The following is a 20,870-nucleotide window of genomic DNA, read 5'->3' as shown; positions in this document are numbered from 1 at the left end:
CAGGTCGAACCAATCCCCGTTTCAAGCATCTATAACCCCGATCTCCGAGGTTATAGCCAGGGGTGCCAGACCTAGACGGTCGGGCTCGATGGCTGACACTGCACTCTGCAATCCATATGAATTTGATAGGGAAGGAACACCACAATGGCTATTACTAAAGACCAACTGATCGCTGACCTGGCTGAAGCAGTAGACGCACCGAAAACCACCGTGCGCGCTCTGCTGGACCAACTGAGCCAAGTTGTTGCTGATCAGCTGGAAAACGGCGGCGAAATCACTCTGCCAGGTATCGGCAAACTGAAAGTGACCGAGCGTCCTGCCCGTACTGGCCGTAACCCTTCGACTGGCGCTGCCATCGAAATCGCTGCCAAGAAAGTTATCAAGCTGGTTGTGGCCAAAGGCCTGACCGACGCTGTTAACAAGTAAGACGCAGCAAAAAAAACCGTGCTCCGGAGTCATTCGGGCACGGTTTTTTGTTGCCTGCGATTCGGTGTTATCGCACCCAGCGCTGGCGCCAGATCTGCTGTTCGTTCTTGGTCTGGAAGGTCCAGGCGACGAAACGGCTTTGCTTCTGGCCCTGGGACATTTCGACTACCTGGCTTTCCAGCACGCCGGCTTTTTTCAGGGCGGTCTCGATCGCGGGCAAGTTCGACGCTTTTGACACCAGGGTGCTGAACCACAGCACCTTGTGGGCAAAATGCGCGCTCTCGGCGATCAACTGCGTCACAAAGCGCGCTTCGCCACCTTCACACCACAGCTCGGCCGATTGGCCACCGAAGTTCAGCACCGGCAACTTGCGTTTCGGGTCGGCCTTGCCCAGGGCGCGCCACTTGCGTTCGCTACCCTTGGTGGCTTCGTCCATGGACGCGTGGAACGGCGGGTTGCACATGGTCAGGTCGAAGCGCTCGGCCGGCTCCAGCAGACCCAACAGGATGTGCTTGGGGTTGGGCTGCTGGCGCAGCTGGATGACCTTGCTCAGGTCGTTGGACTGCACGATGGCCTTGGCGGCGGCTACGGCGATAGGGTCGACTTCCGAACCGAGGAAATTCCAGCGGTATTCCATGTAGCCGATCAGCGGATAGACGCAGTTGGCGCCCATGCCGATGTCCAGCACCTTGACGATTGAACCCCGCGGGATCTTGCCGTCATTGGTGCTTGCCAGCAGGTCGGCGAGGAAATGCACGTAGTCGGCACGCCCCGGCACTGGCGGGCACAGGTAATCCGCCGGGATATCCCAATGCTGGATGCCATAGAACGACTTGAGCAACGCCCGGTTGAATACCCGCACCGCATCCGGGCTGGCGAAGTCGATGCTTTCCTTGCCGTAGGGGTTGAGAATCACGAACTGCGCCAGTTCCGGCGTGGTCTTGATCAGCGCCGGGAAGTCGTAACGGCCTGTGTGGCGGTTGCGCGGGTGCAGAGTGGCCTCTTTGCGCGGGACCACGGGCTTGGCCGGGGTTGCGGTTTTAGGCTTCTTGCGCGGAGGTTTGGGTGTGCTGGGGGCGGTCATGATGATTCTGGTGTTGGCTCAAAGTGGCGGGCATTGTCACACATTCCCGAGGAGAACTCGGTCAAATGTGGGAGGGGGCCCCCGATAGTGGAGGGTCAGCCAGTTTATAGGCAGCTGACATACCGGAATCGGGGGCAAGTCGAATCGTCGCACCGCCCCTCCTACATTGACTGTATTGCCAGCAAGGGATTGGGAATATCCAGGCAAAAAAAGAGACCCGAAGGTCTCTTTCTCCACGCGAATCAAGCCTTACAGGCTGGAAATCCGCGCATGTTGCTCGGCCAGCTTGCCCAAAGCCTGTTCGGCCTCGGCCAACTTGGCGCGTTCTTTCTCGATCACTTGCGCCGGCGCCTTGTCGACGAATGCCGCGTTGGACAGCTTGCCGCCCACGCGCTGCACTTCGCCTTGCAGGCGCGCAATCTCCTTGTCGAGACGGGCCAGTTCCGCGCCCTTGTCGATCAGGCCGGCCATTGGTAGCAGCACTTCCATGTCGCCGACCAGTGCGGTGGCGGACAGCGGTGCTTCGGCGCCTTCGGCCAATACGGTGATCGACTCCAGCTTCGCCAGCTTCTTGAGCAGGGCGTCGTTCTCGCTGAGGCGACGCTGGTCCTCGACGCTGGCGTTCTTCACGAACACCGCCAGTGGCTTGCCTGGCCCGATGTTCATCTCGGCGCGGATGTTACGCGTGCCGAGCATCAGGGTCTTGAGCCATTCGATATCGCTTTCGGCCGCCTCATCGATACGTGCCTCGTTGGCCACCGGCCAAGGCTGCAGCATGATGGTCTTGCCTTCGATACCGGCCAGCGGCGCGAGGCGCTGCCAGATTTCTTCGGTGATGAACGGCATGAACGGATGCGCCAGGCGCAGCGCCACTTCCAGTACGCGCACCAGGGTGCGACGTGTGCCGCGCTGGCGTTCGACCGGCGCGGTTTCGTCCCACAGCACCGGCTTGGACAGCTCCAGGTACCAGTCGCAATACTGGTTCCAGATGAACTCGTACAAGGCCTGGGCGGCCAGGTCGAAACGGAACTGGTCGAGCTGGCGGGTCACTTCGGCTTCGGTGCGTTGCAGCTGCGAGATGATCCAGCGGTCGGCCAGGCTCAGTTCATAGGCTTCGCCGTTCTGGCCGCAGTCTTCGCCTTTATCCAGCACATAGCGCGCAGCGTTCCAGATCTTGTTGCAGAAGTTGCGATAGCCTTCGACGCGGCCCATGTCGAACTTGATGTCGCGACCGGTGGACGCCAGTGAGCAGAAGGTGAAGCGCAGGGCGTCGGTGCCGTAGCTGGCGATGCCGTCGGCGAATTCGTCGCGGGTCTGCTTCTCGATCTTTTTCGCCAGTTTCGGCTGCATCAGGCCCGAGGTGCGTTTGTGCACCAGGGTTTCCAGGTCGATGCCGTCGATGATGTCCAATGGGTCCAGCACGTTGCCTTTGGACTTGGACATCTTCTGGCCCTGGCCATCGCGCACCAGGCCGTGCACATACACGGTCTTGAACGGTACCTGCGGGGTGCCGTCTTCGTTTTTCACCAAGTGCATGGTCAGCATGATCATCCGGGCAACCCAGAAGAAGATGATGTCGAAGCCGGTGACCAGTACGTCGGTGGAGTGGAATTTCTTGAGGAATTCAGTCTGCTGCGGCCAGCCCAGGGTCGAGAACGTCCACAGGCCCGAACTGAACCAGGTGTCCAGTACGTCGTTGTCCTGTTGCAGCGCCACGTCCGCGCCAAGGTTGTGCTTGGCACGCACTTCGGCTTCGTCGCGGCCCACGTAGACCTTGCCCGACTCGTCGTACCAGGCCGGAATGCGGTGGCCCCACCACAGTTGACGGCTGATGCACCAATCCTGGATGTCGCGCATCCACGAGAAGTACATGTTCTCGTACTGTTTAGGCACGAACTGGATACGGCCGTCTTCCACGGCGGCAATCGCAGGCTCGGCCAGCGGCTTGGTGGACACGTACCACTGGTCGGTCAGCCACGGCTCGATCACGGTGCCGGAGCGGTCGCCCTTCGGCACTTTGAGGCCGTGGTCATCGACGCTCACCAGCAAACCGGCGGCGTCGAAGGCGGCCACGATCTGCTTGCGCGCTTCAAAACGGTCGAGGCCGGCGTATTCGGCCGGGATCTGGCCGTCGATGCTCTCGTTCAGCGTACCGTCCAGGTTGAACACCTGGCAGGCCGGCAGGACGGCGGCATTTTTGTCGAAGATGTTCAGCAACGGCAGGTTGTGACGCTTGCCGACTTCGTAGTCGTTGAAATCGTGGGCCGGGGTGATTTTCACGCAGCCGGTGCCGAATTCAGGGTCGCAGTAATCGTCCGCGATAATCGGGATGCGACGACCAACCAGCGGCAATTCGACGAACTTGCCGATCAGTGCCTGGTAACGCTCGTCGTTCGGGTTAACCGCGACGGCGGCGTCACCCAGCATGGTTTCCGGGCGGGTGGTGGCGACGATCAGGTAGTCGTTGCCTTCGGCGGTTCTGGCGCCGTCGGCCAGCGGGTACTTGAGGTTCCACAGGAAACCTTTCTCGTCGTGGTTTTCCACTTCGAGGTCGGAAATTGCCGTGTGCAACTTGGTGTCCCAGTTGACCAGGCGCTTGCCGCGGTAGATCAGGCCGTCTTCATGCAGGCGCACGAAGGCTTCTTTCACGGCTTCGGACAGGCCGTCGTCCATGGTGAAGCGCTCGCGGCTCCAGTCGACGGACGAACCCAGGCGACGGATCTGACGGCTGATATTGCCGCCGGACTGGTCTTTCCATTCCCAGACTTTTTCCAGGAATTTCTCGCGACCCAGGTCGTGACGGTTCTGGCCGGTGGCTTCGAGTTGACGCTCCACCAGCATCTGCGTGGCGATGCCGGCGTGGTCGGTGCCCGGCTGCCACAGGGTGTCGCGACCCTGCATGCGGCGGAAACGGATCAACGCATCCATGATCGCATTGTTGAAGCCATGGCCCATGTGCAGGCTGCCAGTGACGTTCGGTGGCGGGATCATGATGGTGTAGGACTCGCCCGCACCTTGCGGAGCGAAATAGTTCTCGGACTCCCAGGTGTTGTACCAGGAAGTTTCAATAGCGTGCGGCTGGTAGGTCTTATCCATGCGCGGCGGGACCCTAGTTGGCATTTATTCAGGAAAGCCGGCAAGTATAAGGGGTGAGGCAGCTGCAAGCTATAAGCTGCAAGCTGCAAGCAGCAAGCGGGTCGCAGTGCTCTCACTTGCAGCTTATAGCTAGTTACTTGTGGCTGCGGCGATCAGACGCTCCATCCGCGCATCCATCCGGCGCTTGATTTCGGTTTCGATATGCGGGGCAAAGTCGTCGATCACGTCTTGCATGATCAGTTGTGCGGCGGCGCGCAGTTCGTTGTCCAGGTGCAGCAGCAGGGCGTCCTGGGTTTTCTCGGCGGCGGCGGCAACGGGGGGCGCTTCTACGGCGGGCGGCTCGACCGGTGCGGGGGCTGGCTTGCCGCCTACCATGTCGAACAACAGCGGAATCTGTACCTCGCCATCGGCCTGTTCGGTCAACAGCGGCGGTTGCAAGTCGTCATCACCCAGCAACTTGCGGATCGACTCGAGGTCGTCCAGCAGGTGGTCATCTTTTTTTACGGGGTTGGAAGTGTCCATCGTGTGCTCAAAGTCGTTGTAGCCGGTGATCTTGCAAAGGATAGCCCTGTTCGCGGTAGAAACGGAAACTCTCCCGCGCGGCCTGACGAATAGCCGGATCTTCCACCACCACTTCCGCCACGCGGGCGAAGGCCTTGGCAAAGGGCGGTACTTTCAGGTCCAGGTTGACCAACAGGTCATGGTGGTCGCCGCAATGGTCGCCCAAACCCAGCACGATCAGGCCTTCGGGTTCGGATTCCGCGGGGCCGTGGGGCACGAAGCTTTCACCCTTGAAGCGCCACAGGCGGGCATCGAGCTCGTCGCGTTGGGTGGCATCGCTGCAATGCAGGTAGATGCGGTGGCCCATGCGCCAGGCTTTTTCGGTGAGCTTGCAGGCAAAGTCCAGGCGCGCGAGCGGGTCGGCGCTGGGCAATATATAGAAGTCGACTTGGGTCATTGCGGTTCCTGAAGTCCGGGGCGGTTATCGAAGCAACCGCCCCGGGGGCTTCATTGTCAGGCCTTGGCGCGATCCAGCAGGTACTGGGTCAGCAGTGGAACCGGACGGCCGGTGGCGCCCTTGTCCTTGCCACCGCTGGTCCAGGCGGTGCCGGCGATGTCCAGGTGCGCCCAGTTGAAGTTCTTGGCAAAGCGCGACAGGAAGCAGGCGGCGGTGATGGTGCCGGCTTTCGGGCCGCCGATGTTGGCGATGTCGGCGAACGGGCTGTCCAGCTGTTCCTGATACTCATCGAACAGCGGCAGTTGCCAGGCGCGGTCGTCGGCGGCCTTGCCGGCGCTGAGCAGTTGCTCGATCAGTTCGTCGTTGTTGCCCAGCAGGCCTGAGGTGTGGGCACCCAAGGCAACGACGCACGCGCCGGTCAGGGTCGCGATGTCGATTACCGCCTGCGGCTTGAAGCGCTCGGCGTAGGTCAGGGCATCGCACAGCACCAGGCGGCCTTCGGCGTCGGTGTTGAGGATTTCTACGGTCTGGCCGCTCAGGGTGGTGACGATGTCGCCTGGGCGAGCAGCGCCGCCGCTCGGCATGTTCTCGGCGCAAGCCAGGATGCACACCAGGTTGATCGGCAGCTTGAGTTCCAGCACGGCACGCAGGGTGCCGAACACGCTGGCGGCGCCGCCCATGTCGTACTTCATCTCATCCATGCCCAGGCCTGGCTTGAGGCTGATGCCGCCGGTGTCGAAGGTGATGCCTTTACCCACCAGGGCGTAAGGCTTCTCGGACTTCTTGCCGCCGTTGTATTGCATCACGATCAGGCGTGGCGGCTGGTCGCTGCCCTGGCCCACGGCATAGAACGAGCCCATGCCCAGTTCCTTGATCTTTTTCTCGTCCAGGACTTCAACTTTCAGGCCCTTGAATTCTTTACCCAGTGCCTTGGCCTGTTCGCCCAGGAAAGTCGGGTGGCAGATGTTCGGCGGCAGGTTGCCCAGGTCGCGAGTGAACGACATGCCGTTGGCAATGGCGGTGGCGTGGGTCACGGCGCGCTGGACTTCAGCCTGTGCGGCCTTGATGGTCAACAGGGTGATTTTCTTCAGCGCGCGGGGTTCGGCTTTCTGGCTCTTGAACTGGTCGAAGGTATAGCCGCCATCTACCAGCGACTCGGCCAACAGGCGGGTCTTGCCGTAGCTGTCACGGCCTTTGACGACGACTTCGTCGAGGGCCAGTACCGCGTCGCTGCCGCCCAGGCCCTTGAGGGTGCTGAGGATGGCGCTGACGATCTTGCGGAACGGGCGGTCGCCCAGCTCGGCGTCCTTGCCCACGCCCACCAGCAATACGCGGTCGGCCTTGAGGTTGGGCAGGCTATGCAGCAGCAGGCTCTGGCCGACTTTGCCGGCTAGGTCGCCGCGCTTGAGCACGGCGCTGATGGCGCCGCCGCTGAGCTCGTCGACTTGCTTGGCGGCCACGCCAAGCGTGCGGCCTTCGCCGATGGCGACCACGAGGGTGGCGGTCTTCAACGTTTCGGGGCTAACGCTTTTTACAACCAATTCCATGTTCGGGTCCCTTATAAAGGTCTGTGAGCCTGGCGTGTGTCCCCAGGCTTTAAAGCGTGGCAGCCTTTGTAAACCGCCAGCGACAAAGGCCGCAGTTTGAACCTCGCCGGCGGAGCCTGACAACCCTTGGCGCAGCCTTTGTGCATACGCGTGAGGTTGCGCAGTGACAGGCGCGGTCAATCACAGGATAATGCGCCATCTTTTTAGCCGGCCCTGTGTAAAGGGGCTGACTCGGTATGCTTGCTTGTTTGGCCGCCTTAGCCTGACAACCCTGGAGTGTCTGGTTTGATTGTCTTCCGTTATCTGTCCCGCGAAGTCCTGTTGACCCTGAGTGCCGTGAGTGCGGTATTGCTGGTCATCATCATGAGTGGTCGTTTCGTCAAATACCTGGCCCAGGCCGCTTCCGGCGCCCTGGATCCGGGTTCGCTGTTCCTGATCATGGGGTTTCGCCTGCCGGGCTTTTTGCAGCTGATCCTGCCGCTGGGCCTGTTTCTCGGCATCCTGCTGGCCTACGGCCGGCTGTACCTTGAAAGTGAAATGACCGTGCTCTCGGCCACCGGCATGAGCCAGCAGCGCCTGCTGGGCATGACTATGATCCCGGCCGCCGGCGTTGCCCTGGTGATGGCCTGGTTGAGCCTGAGCCTGGCGCCCCAGGGTGCCATGCAGTTCCAATTGTTGCTGAACAAGCAGGATGCGATGACCGAGTTCGACACGCTCGAGCCGGGACGCTTCCAAGCGCTCAACGACGGTACGCGGGTGACCTACACCGAAACCATGACCGATGACCGCGCCAACCTCGGCGGTGTGTTTATTTCTCAGAAAAATCAGGGCGAGAACCAGAAAGACCGTGGTATTTCAATTCTGGTGGCCGACAGCGGGCGCCAGGAAGTGCGCCCCGATGGCAGCCGTTACCTGGTCCTGGAAAACGGCTATCGCTATGACGGCAGCCCTGGTCTGGCGGACTATCGGGCGATCAAGTACGACACCTATGGCGTAATGCTCGCACGGCCGGATATCAGTGAAGAGGTGACCGACCGCGACGCGCTGCCGACGGCGTCGCTGTTCGGCAGTCAGGAGCTGCGCTCCATCGCCGAGCTGCAATGGCGCATTTCCCTGCCGCTGCTGGTGTTCATCGTGACCTTGATGGCCGTGCCGCTGTCCCGGGTCAACCCGCGTCAGGGCCGTTTCCTCAAGCTGTTGCCGGCCATCCTGCTGTATATGACCTACCTGACATTACTGACTTATGCCCGTGGCTGGCTGGAGAACGGCAAGACCCCGCTCGTGCTCGGCTTATGGTGGGTTCACGCGATATTCCTGACAGTTGGCTTGGCTCTACTTTATTGGGAGCCGTTGCGCTTGAAGATGCAGAGTCGTCGCAGTATGAAGGAGATGGCTCGTGGTTAAGCTCGACCGCTACATCGGCAGCAGTGTACTGATCGCCATCCTGGCCGTACTTGGCATCATTATCGGCCTGGCATCGCTGTTCGCTATGGTTGATGAAATGAAAAGCATCAATGACACCTACACCGTATGGAACGTGCTGAACTACGTGCTCCTCACCGCCCCGCGACGTCTCTACGAGATGATGCCGATGGCCGCACTGATCGGCTGCCTGATCGGCCTGGGCAGCTTGGCCAGCAACAGCGAACTGACCATCATGCGTGCCGCCGGTGTGTCCATCGGCCGTATCGTCTGGGCGGTCATGAAGCCCATGCTGTTACTGATGGTCTGCAGCGTGCTGATCGGCGAATACGTGGCGCCGCCGGCCGAAGCCACAGCCCAGGCCAATCGCGCCCTGGCCCAGGGTTCGGGCGATGCGCAAAGCGCCAAGCACGGCTTGTGGCACCGCCAGGGGGATGAGTTCATCCACATCAACGCTGTTCAGCCCGGCGGACTGTTGATTGGTGTCACGCGCTACAGGTTCGACAAAGAGCGTCATATGCTGTCGTCCAGTTTCGCCAAAAGTGCGCAGTACAGTAATGAAAAATGGCAACTGACGGACATCACCACGACTTATTTCCGCAATGTCGGCCAAGGTACCCAGGCCAGCACCGAAGTGATCAACGTGCCGAGCGAAGAGTGGGGTATCTCGCTTAAGCCGGAATTGCTCAATACGGTGGTGATGATTCCCGAAAGCCTGCCGATCTCCGGCTTGTGGAGCTATATCCATTACCTCAAGGACCAGGGCCTGAACAACGGCCGCTACTGGCTGGCATTTTGGGTCAAGGTGCTGCAGCCGGTAGTGACCGCTGCGCTGGTGCTGATGGCGATCTCGTTCGTCTTCGGCCCGCTACGTTCGGTGACTCTCGGTCAGCGCGTGTTTACCGGCGTATTAGTGGGCTTTATCTTCCAGATCGCCCAGAACTTGCTCGGCCCCTTGAGCCTGGTGTTCGGTTTCTCGCCGCTGTTTGCGGTGTTGGTGCCCACCACCATCTGCGCCCTGGCCGGCTTCTGGCTGTTGCGCCGGGCCGGTTGATACCCCGCTTATGCACAAAAAATGCCCCGCTCGAATGAGTGGGGCATTTTTGTTCTGGTCAGCAAAGATGACGTCTGGCCCGAGCATCAGGTACAATTCCCGGCTATTTTTCAGCGGGCAATCTGCCTGCAGCCTTTTTGAGTGTTGATCCGTGAGTGATTTGAGTCATATCCGCAATTTCTCCATCATCGCCCACATTGACCATGGTAAGTCGACGCTGGCCGATCGATTCATCCAGATGTGCGGCGGCCTTGCCGAGCGTGAAATGGAAGCCCAGGTACTGGACTCCATGGACCTCGAACGCGAGCGCGGGATCACCATCAAGGCCCACAGCGTTACCCTGTATTACACCGCCAGAGACGGTATCAAGTACCAGCTGAATTTCATTGATACCCCCGGCCACGTCGACTTCACCTATGAAGTCAGCCGCTCCCTGGCGGCCTGCGAAGGCGCGCTGCTGGTCGTGGACGCGGGTCAGGGCGTGGAAGCCCAGTCCGTGGCCAACTGCTACACCGCGATCGAGCAGGGCCTGGAAGTCATGCCGGTGCTGAACAAGATCGACCTGCCACAGGCCGATCCGGACCGCGTCAAAGAAGAAATCGAAAAAATCATCGGCATTGACGCCACCGACGCCGTCGAGTGCAGCGCCAAGACCGGCCTGGGCGTCGACGAAGTGCTCGAACGCCTGGTCAAGACCATCCCCGCGCCCACCGGCAATATCGAAGATCCGCTGCAAGCGTTGATCATCGACTCCTGGTTCGACAACTACCTGGGCGTTGTTTCCCTGGTCCGCGTGCGCCATGGCCGTGTGAAGAAAGGCGACAAGATCCTGGTCAAATCCACCGGCAAGATCCACCTGGTGGACAGCGTCGGTGTATTCAACCCGAAACACACCGCCACCGTTGATCTGAAAGCCGGTGAAGTAGGTTTCATCATCGCCGGCATCAAGGACATTCACGGTGCCCCGGTCGGTGACACCCTGACCCTGAGCACCACCCCTGACGTCGATGTGCTGCCGGGCTTCAAGCGTATCCAGCCGCAGGTCTACGCCGGCCTGTTCCCGGTCAGCTCCGACGACTTCGAAGACTTCCGCGAAGCCCTGCAAAAGCTCACCCTCAACGATTCGTCGTTGCAGTACACCCCGGAAAGCTCCGACGCCCTGGGCTTCGGCTTCCGCTGCGGCTTCCTCGGCATGCTGCACATGGAGATCATCCAGGAGCGCCTCGAGCGCGAATACGACCTGGACCTGATCACCACCGCGCCAACCGTTATTTTCGAGCTGTTGTTGAAAAACGGTGAAACGATTTACGTCGACAACCCGTCCAAGCTTCCAGACCTGTCCTCTATTGAAGACATGCGCGAGCCGATCGTGCGGGCCAATATTCTTGTGCCGCAGGAACACCTGGGCAACGTCATTACCCTGTGTATCGAAAAGCGTGGCGTACAGCACGACATGCTGTTCCTCGGTACCCAGGTGCAAGTGACCTACGATTTGCCGATGAACGAAGTGGTCCTGGACTTCTTCGACCGTCTCAAATCCACCAGTCGCGGCTATGCTTCGCTGGATTACCATTTCGATCGTTATCAGTCGGCTAATCTGGTGAAGCTGGATGTGTTGATCAACGGCGACAAGGTCGATGCACTGGCACTGATCGTGCACAAGGACAACGCGCACTACAAAGGGCGCCAGTTGACCGAAAAGATGAAAGAACTGATTCCGCGCCAGATGTTCGACGTTGCGATCCAGGCCGCCATTGGCGGGCAGATCATTGCACGGACCTCCGTCAAGGCTCTCAGAAAGAACGTACTGGCCAAATGCTACGGCGGTGACGTAAGCCGTAAGCGCAAGCTGCTTGAGAAGCAAAAGGCCGGTAAAAAACGCATGAAGCAAGTGGGCAACGTGGAAATTCCACAAGAAGCCTTCCTTGCGGTGCTCAGGTTGGATAGTTAGGTCCTATGTCACTAAATTTCCCGCTGTTGCTGGTCATCGCCGTTGCCGTTTGCGGCCTCCTGGCGTTGCTCGATCTGGTGTTCTTCGCCCCGCGTCGGCGTTCGGCTATCGCGGCCTATCAGGGCAGCGTCAGCCAGCCCGATGCGGTGGTGGTCGAAAAGCTGAACAAAGAGCCCTTGCTGGTTGAATACGGCAAGTCGTTCTTTCCGGTGCTGTTCATCGTGCTGGTGTTGCGCTCGTTCCTGGTGGAGCCGTTTCAGATCCCTTCGGGGTCGATGAAACCCACCCTGGACGTGGGCGACTTCATCCTGGTGAACAAGTTTTCCTACGGGATTCGCCTGCCGGTGATCGACAAGAAAGTCATTGAAGTCGGCGACCCGCAGCGCGGCGATGTGATGGTGTTCCGCTACCCGGCAGACCCGAGCGTCAACTACATCAAGCGCGTGATCGGCTTGCCCGGCGATACCGTTCGCTACACCCACGACAAGCATCTGTACGTCAACGATCAACTGATCACCGACCAGATGATCGGCACCACATACGACCCGCAACTGGGTGATGTGGCGGTGTACAAGGAACAACTGGGCGCCGCTTCCGAGCACTTGGTGCACAAGGCCATGAGCCGCTCGATGCAGGGCGGCCAGTGGAAAGTCCCGGCCGGTCATTACTTCATGATGGGCGATAACCGCGACAACTCCAACGACAGCCGCTACTGGGACGATTCAACCATTCCCAAGGAGCTGCAGGGCATGGTCCCCGACGAGAATATTGTCGGCAAGGCTTTCGCGGTCTGGATGAGCTGGCCGGAACCCAAACTCAGCCACCTGCCGAACTTCTCGCGGGTCGGGTTGATCAAGTAATACAGACGGCGCTGTGAACACAGCGCCGAATGCTTTTCTGGGGTGGGGACAAATCGGTCCTGCCTCATGCAACACCCATCAGGATTTGAATTTGAACACTGCGTCAATCGTCGATGGCCGCCGGTGCCACCAACTCACTATGGATAAACCGTGACCGTTTCTCTCAGTCGTCTCGAGCGCCAGCTCGGCTACACCTTCAAGGACCAGGAATTGATGGTCCTTGCCCTCACACACCGCAGTTTTGCAGGGCGCAATAACGAGCGCCTGGAATTCCTCGGTGATGCCATCCTTAATTTTGTCGCCGGTGAGGCGCTGTTCGAGCGTTTCCCGCAGGCCCGTGAAGGCCAGTTATCGCGCCTGCGCGCGCGCCTGGTAAAAGGCGAGACCCTGGCCGTGCTGGCCCGTGGTTTTGGCCTTGGGGAGTACCTGCGCCTGGGGTCCGGTGAATTGAAAAGCGGTGGTTTCCGCCGCGAATCGATCCTGGCCGATGCCCTCGAGGCGCTGATCGGCGCGATCTACCTGGATGCCGGCATGGAAGCAGCCAAGGCGCGCGTCACCGCGTGGCTGACCTCCGAGATCGAGAGCCTCACCCTGGTCGACACCAACAAGGACCCCAAGACCCGCCTGCAGGAATTCCTGCAATCACGCGGGTGCGAACTGCCACGCTACGAAGTGGTGGATATCCAGGGTGAACCCCATTGCCGCGTGTTCTTCGTGGAATGTGAAATCACCTTACTGAATGAAAAAAGCCGAGGTCAGGGTGTGAGCCGTCGTATTGCCGAACAGGTAGCGGCCGCAGCAGCACTGATTGCCCTGGGCGTGGAGAATGGCCATGACTGATTCAACCGCAACACGCTGTGGCTATGTTGCCATCGTTGGCCGCCCCAACGTGGGCAAGTCGACGCTGCTCAACCACATCCTCGGCCAGAAGCTCGCGATCACCTCGCGCAAGCCGCAGACCACTCGCCACAACATGCTGGGCATCAAGACCGAAGGCAACGTGCAAGCGGTCTACGTCGATACCCCAGGCATGCACAAAGGCGGCGAGAAAGCTCTGAACCGCTACATGAACAAGACCGCTTCGGCGGCGTTGAAAGACGTCGACGTGGTGATCTTCGTGGTCGACCGCACCAAGTGGACCGACGAAGACCAGATGGTCCTGGAGCGTGTGCAGTATGTGACCGGCCCGTTGATCGTCGCGTTGAACAAGACCGACCGCATCGAAGACAAAGCCGAACTGATGCCGCACCTGACCTGGTTGCAGGAACAACTGCCCAACGCGCAGATCATGCCGATCTCGGCCCAGCACGGCCATAACCTCGAAGCCCTGGAGCGCGTGATCGCCGGTTACCTGCCGGAGAACGAGCACTTCTTCCCGGAAGACCAGATCACCGACCGCAGCAGCCGTTTCCTCGCCGCCGAACTGGTACGCGAGAAAATCATGCGTCAGATGGGTGCCGAGCTGCCGTACCAGATCACCGTCGAAATCGAAGAGTTCAAGCAGCAGGGCAAGACCCTGCATATCCATGCGCTGATCCTCGTTGAACGTGATGGCCAGAAAAAAATCATCATTGGCGACAAGGGCGAGCGCATCAAGCGCATCGGCACCGAAGCGCGCAAAGACATGGAGCTGCTGTTCGACTCCAAGATCATGCTCAACCTGTGGGTGAAGGTGAAGGGTGGCTGGTCGGATGATGAACGCGCGCTGCGTTCGCTCGGTTACGGCGACCTGTAAGCACGCCGCAAGACAAAATGCGGGAGGGGGCTTGCTCCCGATAGCGGTGGATCAGCCATACCTGTGGTGACTGAAATACCACTATCGGGAGCAAGCCCCCTCCCACATTGAACAGGCGTCGTTATCAAGATCGTGTTCCCTCAACGAGAACTCAATGTCTCAAGCTCCCCCCAGCCAACCCGCCTATGTCCTGCACAGTCGCGCCTACCGCGAGACCAGCGCGCTGGTGGATTTTCTCACGCCCCAAGGCCGCCTGCGTGCAGTCTTGCGCAGTGCGCGGGGCAAGGCGGGTACGTTGGCGCGGCCGTTCGTTGCATTGGATGTGGAGTTTCGCGGCAAGGGTGAGCTGAAAAACGTCGGCCGCCTGGAAAGCGTCGGCACGTCGGCCTGGCTCAACGGCGATGCGTTGTTCAGCGGCCTCTACCTCAACGAACTGCTGATTCGTCTGCTGCCCGCCGAAGACCCGCACCCGGCGGTCTTCGATCACTACGCCGCCACCTTGCTGGCCCTGGCCGAAGGCCGCCCGCTGGAGCCGCTGCTGCGGGCTTTCGAATGGCGCCTGCTCGACGACCTGGGCTATGGCTTCGAACTCGCCAACGACCTGCACGGTGAGCCCATCGCCGCCGATGGCATGTACCGCCTGCAAGTCGACGCGGGACTGGAGCGTGTGCACCTGCTGCAACCGGGCCTGTTCCAAGGCACCGAATTGCTCGCCATGAGAGAAGCGGACTGGTCGGCTCCCGGCGCGTTGTCGGCCGCCAAGCGCCTGATGCGCCAGGCCTTGGCCGTGCACCTGGGCGGACGGCCGCTGGTCAGTCGCGAGTTGTTTCGAAAGCCCTGACATCCCCGTGTATGCTGTGCACCGTTTCTTTCCCTTTTCAGGAGCGCTTCCGTGACCACCAGCAATCGCATTCTTCTTGGCGTCAACATCGACCACGTCGCTACCCTGCGTCAGGCCCGGGGCACTCGTTACCCGGACCCGGTCAAGGCGGCGTTGGATGCCGAAGAAGCGGGCGCCGACGGTATCACCGTGCACCTGCGTGAAGACCGCCGCCACATCCAGGAGCGCGATGTGCTGCTGCTCAAGGATGTGCTGCAAACCCGCATGAATTTCGAAATGGGCGTCACCGAAGAAATGATGGCGTTCGCCGAACGCATCCGCCCGGCGCACATTTGCCTGGTGCCGGAAACCCGCCAGGAACTTACCACCGAAGGTGGGCTGGATGTGGCCGGCCAGGAGGCGCGGATCAAGGCCGCCGTGGAGCGCCTGTCGAGGATCGGCAGCGAAGTGTCGCTGTTCATCGACGCCGACGAACGCCAGATCGAAGCCTCGCGCCGCGTCGGCGCGCCGGCCATCGAATTGCATACCGGCCGTTATGCCGATGCCACCACCCCCACTGAAGTGGCCGATGAACTGCAACGCATCATCGACGGCGTGAACTGTGGGCTAGGCGAAGGCCTGATCGTCAACGCCGGCCACGGCTTGCATTACCACAACGTTGAAGCCGTGGCCGCTATCAAGGGCATCAACGAGCTGAACATCGGCCATGCGCTGGTGGCGCATGCGCTGTTCGTCGGGTTCAAAGGCGCGGTGGCCGAGATGAAGGCCCTGATCCTGGCTGCCGCCAAGGCCTAAAACACAATGAGGATCGAGTGTGGGAGGCGCATTCCGGAATTCACCCATGCGGCAATGCGAAGCCTTACTGTTTAGCCGACGCAGGTGTATCGTATCCGCCCTTTGCAGGCCACTGGCCTGCCGCCGATACGTGAGGTTGTTGTGTCCCGATCCTTTTCCCGTCGACAAATCCTGGGTGGCCTTGCAGGCCTGGCCGTAGTGGGCGTCGGTGCCGGTGGCGCCTATCGCTATTGGCTGGGGAAAGTCGCCGAGGCGGAGGCGGGCCATGACTACGAGCTGATCGCCGCACCGCTGGACGTGGAGCTGGTGCCGGGCCACACCACCCAAGCCTGGGCGTTCGGCCCCTCGGCACCGGGCACCGAATTGCGTGTGCGCCAGGGCGAATGGCTGCGGGTACGCTTCATCAACCACCTGCCGGTCGCCACCACCATTCACTGGCACGGCATCCGCCTGCCACTGGAAATGGACGGTGTGCCCTACGTCTCGCAATTGCCGGTACTGCCCGGTGAGTACTTCGACTACAAATTCCGCGTGCCCGACGCCGGCAGCTACTGGTACCACCCCCATGTGAGCAGCAGCGAAGAACTCGGCCGTGGCCTGGTCGGCCCTTTGATCGTGGAAGAGCGCGAGCCCACCGGTTTCAAATACGAACGCACCTTGAGCCTGAAGAACTGGCACATCGACGAAGAGGGCGCCTTTGTCGAGTTCAGCATCCCGCGTGAAGCAGCGCGTGGCGGTACCGCCGGGCGCCTCTCGACCATTAACGGCGTGCCCCAGGCGGTCATCGACCTGCCTGCCGGGCAGATCACCCGCGTGCGCCTGCTCAACCTCGATAACACCCTGACCTACCGCATCAACATCCCCGGCGTCGAAGCGCAGATCTACGCGCTGGACGGCAACCCTATCGAGCCGCGCCCGCTGGGCAAGGAATACTGGTTGGGCCCGGGCATGCGCATTTGCCTGGCGATCAAGGCGCCGCCGGCGGGTGAAGAGCTGTCGATCCGCAACGGCCCGGTACGCCTCGGCACCTTCCGCTCAGTGGTCAACAACGATGCGCCGACCGCGTGGCCGCCGGCACTGCCGGCCAACCCAGTGGCCGAGCCGGACCTGGCCAACGCCGAGAAACTCAACTTCAATTTCGAATGGGTCGGCTCGGTGTCGGTCAACGTCGACAACGGCAAGCCGCCCAGCCTGTGGCAGATCAACGGCCAGGCCTGGGACATCACCGACAAGACCTGCGCCGACCGTCCAATTGCCAAGCTTGAGCTGGGCAAGAGCTACATTTTCGAACTCAAGAACATGACCCAGTACCAGCACCCGGTCCACTTGCACGGCATGAGCTTCAAGGTCATCGCCTCGAACCGCCACAAGGTGATCCCGTACTTCACCGACACCTACTTGCTGGGCAAGAACGAGCGCGCCCGTGTAGCGTTGGTGGCGGATAACCCAGGGGTATGGATGTTCCACTGTCACGTGATCGACCATATGGAAACCGGCCTGATGGCCGCCATCGAGGTGGCGTGATGCGTCAGATTCGTCCCACCGCGATCATCGACCGCAGCCGCGATCAGCATTTCATGCGCGAAGCCCTGGCCCTCGCCGCCCAAGGCGCCGTACTGGGTGAAGTGCCGGTGGGCGCTGTGCTGGTGCAGGACGGTGAAATCATCGGTCGCGGCTTCAACTGCCCCATCAGCGGCAACGACCCCAGCGCCCATGCCGAAATGGTCGCCATCCGCGCCGCCGCGCGAGCGATCAGCAATTATCGTCTGGTGGGCAGCACGCTGTATGTGACGCTGGAACCGTGCAGCATGTGCGCCGGCCTGATCGTGCATTCGCGGATTGCGCGGGTGGTGTATGGCGCGCTGGAGCCTAAGGCGGGGATTGTGCAAAGCCAGGGGCAGTTTTTTACCCAGGGGTTTCTGAACCATCGGGTGTTGTTTGAAGGCGGGGTGTTGGCTGAGGAATGTGGGACGGTGTTGAGCGAATTCTTCAAGGCCCGCCGGGCTAAGCCCCCGCTCTAAAAAACACTGGAGATCAAATGTGGGAGGGGGCGGGCCCCTCCCAGATTTAGATCTCTGTTGTTTCAGGGAGATCGGGGTTATTTCCTGGCGATGATGACGGCCCGCATCGGCGCCGGCAGCCCTTCAATCGTCTTGCTGTGATCTTCCGGATCGAGAAAATCGCTGAGCGACTGATACTTCATCCACGCCGTCCCTCGCTGCTCCTCTACCGTGGTCACGCTCACATCCACGCAGCGCACATCACTGAACCCGGCACGCCGCAGCCAGAGCATCAGCGCCGGCACCGATGGCAGGAACCACACATTACGCATCTGGGCGTAGCGGTCCTCCGGCACCAGCACCTGTTGCTGGTCGCCTTCGACCACCAAGGTTTCCAGCACCAGCTCGCCGCCCTTGACCAGAGTGTCTTTCAGCGCAAGCAAATGCTCGATCGGCGAGCGGCGGTGATAAAACACGCCCATGGAAAATACCGTGTCGAAGCCTTCCAGGTTTGCCGGCAAATCTTCGAACGGGAATGGCAAGTGCCACGCCTTGGGCTCAGACAGATAACGCTGCACCGCCTGGAACTGGCAGAAGAACAGCCAGTTGGGGTCGACGCCGATCACGCTGTCGGCGCCGGCGCCGAGCATTCGCCACATGTAGTAACCGTTGCCGCAGCCCACATCGAGGATGCGCTTGCCCGTAAGGTTCAAGTGCGGCGCTACGCGGGACCATTTCCAGTCCGAGCGCCATTCGGTGTCCACATGCACGCCGAACAGGTGGAACGGCCCCTTGCGCCAGGGGCTGAGCCCCATCAGGGCGGTGTGCATTTGTGCGCGGGTGGCGTCATCGCACTCGGTATCGAGGGTCAGGCCATTGAGCAAGTCGACGTTGCTGGGCTGAATCTTCGGCAGCGCATCCAGCGCGCTTTGCCAGCGCTCCAGGTCGCCGTGACCCTTCTCCATCTTGCTGTCGAGCTGCGCTTGCAGGCCCTGGGCCCAAACGGCCAGGGGAGTGCCGACCAAATGGCGGGCGAGGGGGGACAAATCAATCATGGCAAGGCAATCAACGAGGCAAAGTTAAGACACTGGAACCACGGCACGACTTTCGAGAACCCGGCCGCCAGCAGGCGTTCGCGATGTTCTTCGAGGCTGTCGGGCTTCATGACATTTTCGATGGCGCTGCGCTTCTGGGCGATTTCCAGTTCGCTGTAGCCGTTGGCGCGTTTGAACGCGATATGCAGATCGGTGAGCAGGGCATGTTCTTCAGCATCGTTGAAGCGCAGCTTTTCCGAGAGGATCAGCGCGCCGCCGGGCAACAGCGCTTGGCGAATGCGCCCAAGCAACGCCAGGCGTTCTTCCGGGGCGATGAATTGCAGGGTGAAATTCAGCGCCACCACCGAGGCCGGCTGGAACTGCAGTGCGAGAATATCGCCCTCGATCACCTCCACCGGCAGCAGCTCCTGGAACATCGAGTCCTGGCCATTCAGGTATTGGCGGCAACGCTCGACCATCGCCGCCGAGTTATCCACCGCGATCACCCGGCAGCCATCGGTACGCACATGCCGGCGCAACGCCTGGGTCACCGCGCCAAGGGATGAACCGAGGTCGTAGAGCACGCTATTGGGTTGGGCAAACTGCGCGGCGAGCACGCCAAGGTTTTCGACGATGGTCGGGTAACCCGGCACCGAGCGCTTGATCATGTCCGGGAACACCCGCACCACGTCCTCGTTAAAGGCGAAGTCCGGCACCTGGGGCAGGGGCTGGGCGAATAGGCGATCGGGTTCTTTGCTCACGGTTGTTCCGGCGACGATGGGGGAAAGGCCGGCATTTTAGCCAAGTTGGCCCTCGTGTGCGCGGGTTGTCTGATGGAAAGCCGAAGCGGTGATACCCCACTGCCCGAGCCAGTAGGTGGCGATCAACGCATACGGCGCTGCCTCGAACGCCACGACAAAACGATTAATACCGATCAACGTGTCGGAAAACACGAACGACACCGCGCCGGCTGCCGCCAATAGCGCCGAGCGTTTCGGCACATCACTGCCCAGGCGTGCCAGCGCGCGCCAGAGCATGGCGCTGATCACCAGCGCGTAAACCACCACGGGAATCAGCAAATTGCCGAGTCCGTGGAAAATCAGGATGCTCAACAGGACCGCACCCACGCCCAGTGCCAGTACCAACGGCAACAGGGCCAAGCGTCGGCAATCGCTGAAATAGGCTTTGAGGTAGGCCAGGTGCGCAAACAGAAACGCACCAAGGCCGAAGATAAACAGGTCGCCCGGCCAGGCGAGCAACACATCGCCGACCAGAGAAAAAATCAGCCCCAGGCTGATCCAGCGTCGATAGTCGGTGGGCGGCGCGTCATGCAGCCAGCCAAGCAGCGCCAGCACCGGCAGCGGCTTGACCAGCAGGCACAGCAAGGCCGCATGCGTGGCCAGGCCGTAGACAAAAGTGGCGGCGCCCATCAACGCCAGAATCAGCCACGGCATTTCAGTTCACCGTAATGGCGCAGTCGAAGACTTCGGCCGGTTCGGCTTCCGGTTCCCACGGTTGCTGGGAGGTCAGGCGCAAACGGCCCTGGCCGGCGGCGAACGCCTGGAAGCGCCAGGTCGACTGGCCACCACCACCGATCACGCCGGACTCCGTGCTGCTGTAGACCTCGGGGCTCAGCGCGCGCAGCACGCCGCCGGCGGAGTCCTGGATGGCCCAGCGGTAGCCGGTGGTGGGGTTGCTGGGCAGGGTCAGGATCAGGTTTTGCCCGGATTTAAGCTGGAGCGGGCAGGCGCTCTGGTTGTCCACGGTGACGTTTTGCTTCGGCGCGCTGGCGCACGCGGCCAGCAGGGCAAGGCTCAAGGGGAGAAGCAGGCGGGCAGCGGTCATGAGGGCTCCGTTTATACACGACGAAGGGCGAGCATAACCGAAGATGGGGCAAGGTGTGACAGGAGGGAAATGACAGAAGTGAGTGTGAGCTTGCTTGTTGTGGTGAGCGGGCTTGCCCCGCGCTGGGCTGCGCAGCGGGCCCAAAGAGAGTGTCAGTTTTTTTGTGTGCGGGCCGATAACGGCCTGCCGTCAGGCAGGCCATGCTTTTACCAGGTCGGCCTG

At 61.0% G+C, this 20,870-nt stretch carries 20 protein-coding genes; 11 read left to right on the top strand and 9 right to left on the bottom strand.

Going from position 1 to position 20,870, the window contains the following annotated elements:
* Positions 1 to 144: 144 nt before the first annotated feature.
* Complete coding sequence (locus V6M90_RS06590; protein WP_003171999.1) at positions 145 to 426, top strand: HU family DNA-binding protein; 282 nt, start codon at positions 145 to 147, stop codon at positions 424 to 426.
* A 67-nt stretch (positions 427 to 493) separates the two neighbouring features.
* Here V6M90_RS06590 and rlmF read toward each other — a convergent pair whose 3' ends face one another.
* The 5 genes from rlmF to V6M90_RS06565 form a co-directional block, all read right to left on the bottom strand.
* Positions 494 to 1,510 (bottom strand): 23S rRNA (adenine(1618)-N(6))-methyltransferase RlmF, encoded by a 1,017-nt coding sequence (rlmF, locus tag V6M90_RS06585; protein ID WP_078823375.1) that lies wholly within the window; start codon positions 1,508 to 1,510, stop codon positions 494 to 496.
* Positions 1,511 to 1,759: 249 nt separating this feature from the next.
* Positions 1,760 to 4,606: a valine--tRNA ligase gene (locus V6M90_RS06580; protein ID WP_332846224.1), complete on the bottom strand. Its 2,847-nt coding sequence runs from the start codon at positions 4,604 to 4,606 to the stop codon at positions 1,760 to 1,762.
* Positions 4,607 to 4,735: 129 nt separating this feature from the next.
* On the bottom strand, positions 4,736 to 5,128 hold the full coding sequence (locus V6M90_RS06575) for a hypothetical protein (RefSeq protein WP_003172003.1): 393 nt from the start codon (positions 5,126 to 5,128) through the stop codon (positions 4,736 to 4,738).
* 7 nt (positions 5,129 to 5,135) lie between these two features.
* On the bottom strand, positions 5,136 to 5,564 hold the full coding sequence (locus tag V6M90_RS06570) for a DNA polymerase III subunit chi (RefSeq protein ID WP_003172004.1): 429 nt from the start codon (positions 5,562 to 5,564) through the stop codon (positions 5,136 to 5,138).
* 56 nt (positions 5,565 to 5,620) lie between these two features.
* Positions 5,621 to 7,111, bottom strand: a complete 1,491-nt coding sequence (locus V6M90_RS06565; RefSeq protein ID WP_141064073.1) for a leucyl aminopeptidase — start codon at positions 7,109 to 7,111, stop codon at positions 5,621 to 5,623.
* A 285-nt stretch (positions 7,112 to 7,396) separates the two neighbouring features.
* Between V6M90_RS06565 and lptF the strand changes: the two genes are divergently transcribed.
* The 10 genes from lptF to tadA all read left to right on the top strand — a co-directional run bounded on the left by lptF (position 7,397) and on the right by tadA (position 17,790).
* Positions 7,397 to 8,515, top strand: a complete 1,119-nt coding sequence (gene lptF / locus V6M90_RS06560; RefSeq protein ID WP_003172006.1) for an LPS export ABC transporter permease LptF — start codon at positions 7,397 to 7,399, stop codon at positions 8,513 to 8,515.
* Entirely contained in the window at positions 8,508 to 9,587 is a 1,080-nt protein-coding gene (gene lptG, locus V6M90_RS06555; protein ID WP_003172007.1) for an LPS export ABC transporter permease LptG, read from the top strand. The genes lptF and lptG overlap by 8 nt, the downstream gene beginning before the upstream one ends.
* 151 nt (positions 9,588 to 9,738) lie before the next feature.
* Positions 9,739 to 11,538 carry a translation elongation factor 4 gene (gene lepA, locus V6M90_RS06550; protein ID WP_003172008.1) on the top strand — a complete coding sequence of 600 codons (1,800 nt, stop codon included), beginning with the start codon at positions 9,739 to 9,741 and terminating at the stop codon, positions 11,536 to 11,538.
* A gap of 5 nt (positions 11,539 to 11,543) precedes the next feature.
* Positions 11,544 to 12,398 carry a signal peptidase I gene (lepB, locus tag V6M90_RS06545; RefSeq protein WP_003172009.1) on the top strand — a complete coding sequence of 285 codons (855 nt, stop codon included), beginning with the start codon at positions 11,544 to 11,546 and terminating at the stop codon, positions 12,396 to 12,398.
* Positions 12,399 to 12,548: 150 nt separating this feature from the next.
* A complete protein-coding gene (rnc, locus tag V6M90_RS06540) occupies positions 12,549 to 13,238 on the top strand; it encodes a ribonuclease III (RefSeq protein WP_003172010.1) in 690 nt (229 codons plus the stop codon).
* Positions 13,231 to 14,133 (top strand): GTPase Era, encoded by a 903-nt coding sequence (gene era, locus V6M90_RS06535; protein ID WP_005785147.1) that lies wholly within the window; start codon positions 13,231 to 13,233, stop codon positions 14,131 to 14,133. The genes rnc and era overlap by 8 nt, the downstream gene beginning before the upstream one ends.
* Positions 14,134 to 14,287: 154 nt before the next feature.
* Positions 14,288 to 14,974: a DNA repair protein RecO gene (recO, locus tag V6M90_RS06530; RefSeq protein WP_332846223.1), complete on the top strand. Its 687-nt coding sequence runs from the start codon at positions 14,288 to 14,290 to the stop codon at positions 14,972 to 14,974.
* Between the two features lie 51 nt (positions 14,975 to 15,025).
* Positions 15,026 to 15,769 carry a pyridoxine 5'-phosphate synthase gene (gene pdxJ, locus V6M90_RS06525; RefSeq protein ID WP_003172014.1) on the top strand — a complete coding sequence of 248 codons (744 nt, stop codon included), beginning with the start codon at positions 15,026 to 15,028 and terminating at the stop codon, positions 15,767 to 15,769.
* A gap of 141 nt (positions 15,770 to 15,910) precedes the next feature.
* Complete coding sequence (locus tag V6M90_RS06520; protein ID WP_003172015.1) at positions 15,911 to 17,293, top strand: multicopper oxidase family protein; 1,383 nt, start codon at positions 15,911 to 15,913, stop codon at positions 17,291 to 17,293.
* Positions 17,293 to 17,790 (top strand): tRNA adenosine(34) deaminase TadA, encoded by a 498-nt coding sequence (gene tadA / locus V6M90_RS06515; protein ID WP_003172018.1) that lies wholly within the window; start codon positions 17,293 to 17,295, stop codon positions 17,788 to 17,790. The genes V6M90_RS06520 and tadA overlap by 1 nt, the downstream gene beginning before the upstream one ends.
* 77 nt (positions 17,791 to 17,867) lie before the next feature.
* Here the strand turns inward: tadA and cmoB are convergent, their stop codons facing one another.
* Genes cmoB through V6M90_RS06495 form a run of 4 tightly spaced genes read right to left on the bottom strand, consistent with a single transcriptional unit; the run spans position 17,868 to position 20,648 of the window.
* Entirely contained in the window at positions 17,868 to 18,824 is a 957-nt protein-coding gene (gene cmoB, locus V6M90_RS06510) for a tRNA 5-methoxyuridine(34)/uridine 5-oxyacetic acid(34) synthase CmoB (protein WP_003172019.1), read from the bottom strand.
* Positions 18,821 to 19,564 (bottom strand): carboxy-S-adenosyl-L-methionine synthase CmoA, encoded by a 744-nt coding sequence (cmoA, locus tag V6M90_RS06505; protein WP_078823387.1) that lies wholly within the window; start codon positions 19,562 to 19,564, stop codon positions 18,821 to 18,823. The genes cmoB and cmoA overlap by 4 nt, the downstream gene beginning before the upstream one ends.
* Positions 19,565 to 19,600: 36 nt before the next feature.
* Positions 19,601 to 20,257, bottom strand: coding sequence for a lysoplasmalogenase (locus V6M90_RS06500; RefSeq protein ID WP_003172021.1), 657 nt, complete (start codon positions 20,255 to 20,257; stop codon positions 19,601 to 19,603).
* Position 20,258: 1 nt separating this feature from the next.
* Entirely contained in the window at positions 20,259 to 20,648 is a 390-nt protein-coding gene (locus tag V6M90_RS06495) for a protease inhibitor I42 family protein (RefSeq protein WP_003172022.1), read from the bottom strand.
* Positions 20,649 to 20,870 lie beyond the last annotated feature (222 nt).

Source organism: Pseudomonas lactucae, from assembly GCF_036688725.1.
GTDB classification, from domain to species: Bacteria; Pseudomonadota; Gammaproteobacteria; order Pseudomonadales; family Pseudomonadaceae; genus Aquipseudomonas; species Aquipseudomonas lactucae.
Note: the sequence above shows the minus strand (reverse complement) of the source record. Positions and strands in the feature narration are given on the sequence as shown.

Excerpts from the sequence above, each read along its gene's own strand:
- V6M90_RS06590 (WP_003171999.1), top strand. The coding sequence starts at position 145 with ATGGCTATTACTAAAGACCAACTGATCGCTGACCTGGCTGAAGCAGTA.
- rlmF (WP_078823375.1), bottom strand. The coding sequence starts at position 1,510 with ATGACCGCCCCCAGCACACCCAAACCTCCGCGCAAGAAGCCTAAAACC.
- V6M90_RS06580 (WP_332846224.1), bottom strand. The coding sequence starts at position 4,606 with ATGGATAAGACCTACCAGCCGCACGCTATTGAAACTTCCTGGTACAAC.
- V6M90_RS06575 (WP_003172003.1), bottom strand. The coding sequence starts at position 5,128 with ATGGACACTTCCAACCCCGTAAAAAAAGATGACCACCTGCTGGACGAC.
- V6M90_RS06570 (WP_003172004.1), bottom strand. The coding sequence starts at position 5,564 with ATGACCCAAGTCGACTTCTATATATTGCCCAGCGCCGACCCGCTCGCG.
- V6M90_RS06565 (WP_141064073.1), bottom strand. The coding sequence starts at position 7,111 with ATGGAATTGGTTGTAAAAAGCGTTAGCCCCGAAACGTTGAAGACCGCC.
- lepB (WP_003172009.1), top strand. The coding sequence starts at position 11,544 with ATGTCACTAAATTTCCCGCTGTTGCTGGTCATCGCCGTTGCCGTTTGC.
- era (WP_005785147.1), top strand. The coding sequence starts at position 13,231 with ATGACTGATTCAACCGCAACACGCTGTGGCTATGTTGCCATCGTTGGC.
- recO (WP_332846223.1), top strand. The coding sequence starts at position 14,288 with ATGTCTCAAGCTCCCCCCAGCCAACCCGCCTATGTCCTGCACAGTCGC.
- tadA (WP_003172018.1), top strand. The coding sequence starts at position 17,293 with ATGCGTCAGATTCGTCCCACCGCGATCATCGACCGCAGCCGCGATCAG.
- cmoB (WP_003172019.1), bottom strand. The coding sequence starts at position 18,824 with ATGATTGATTTGTCCCCCCTCGCCCGCCATTTGGTCGGCACTCCCCTG.
- V6M90_RS06500 (WP_003172021.1), bottom strand. The coding sequence starts at position 20,257 with ATGCCGTGGCTGATTCTGGCGTTGATGGGCGCCGCCACTTTTGTCTAC.
- V6M90_RS06495 (WP_003172022.1), bottom strand. The coding sequence starts at position 20,648 with ATGACCGCTGCCCGCCTGCTTCTCCCCTTGAGCCTTGCCCTGCTGGCC.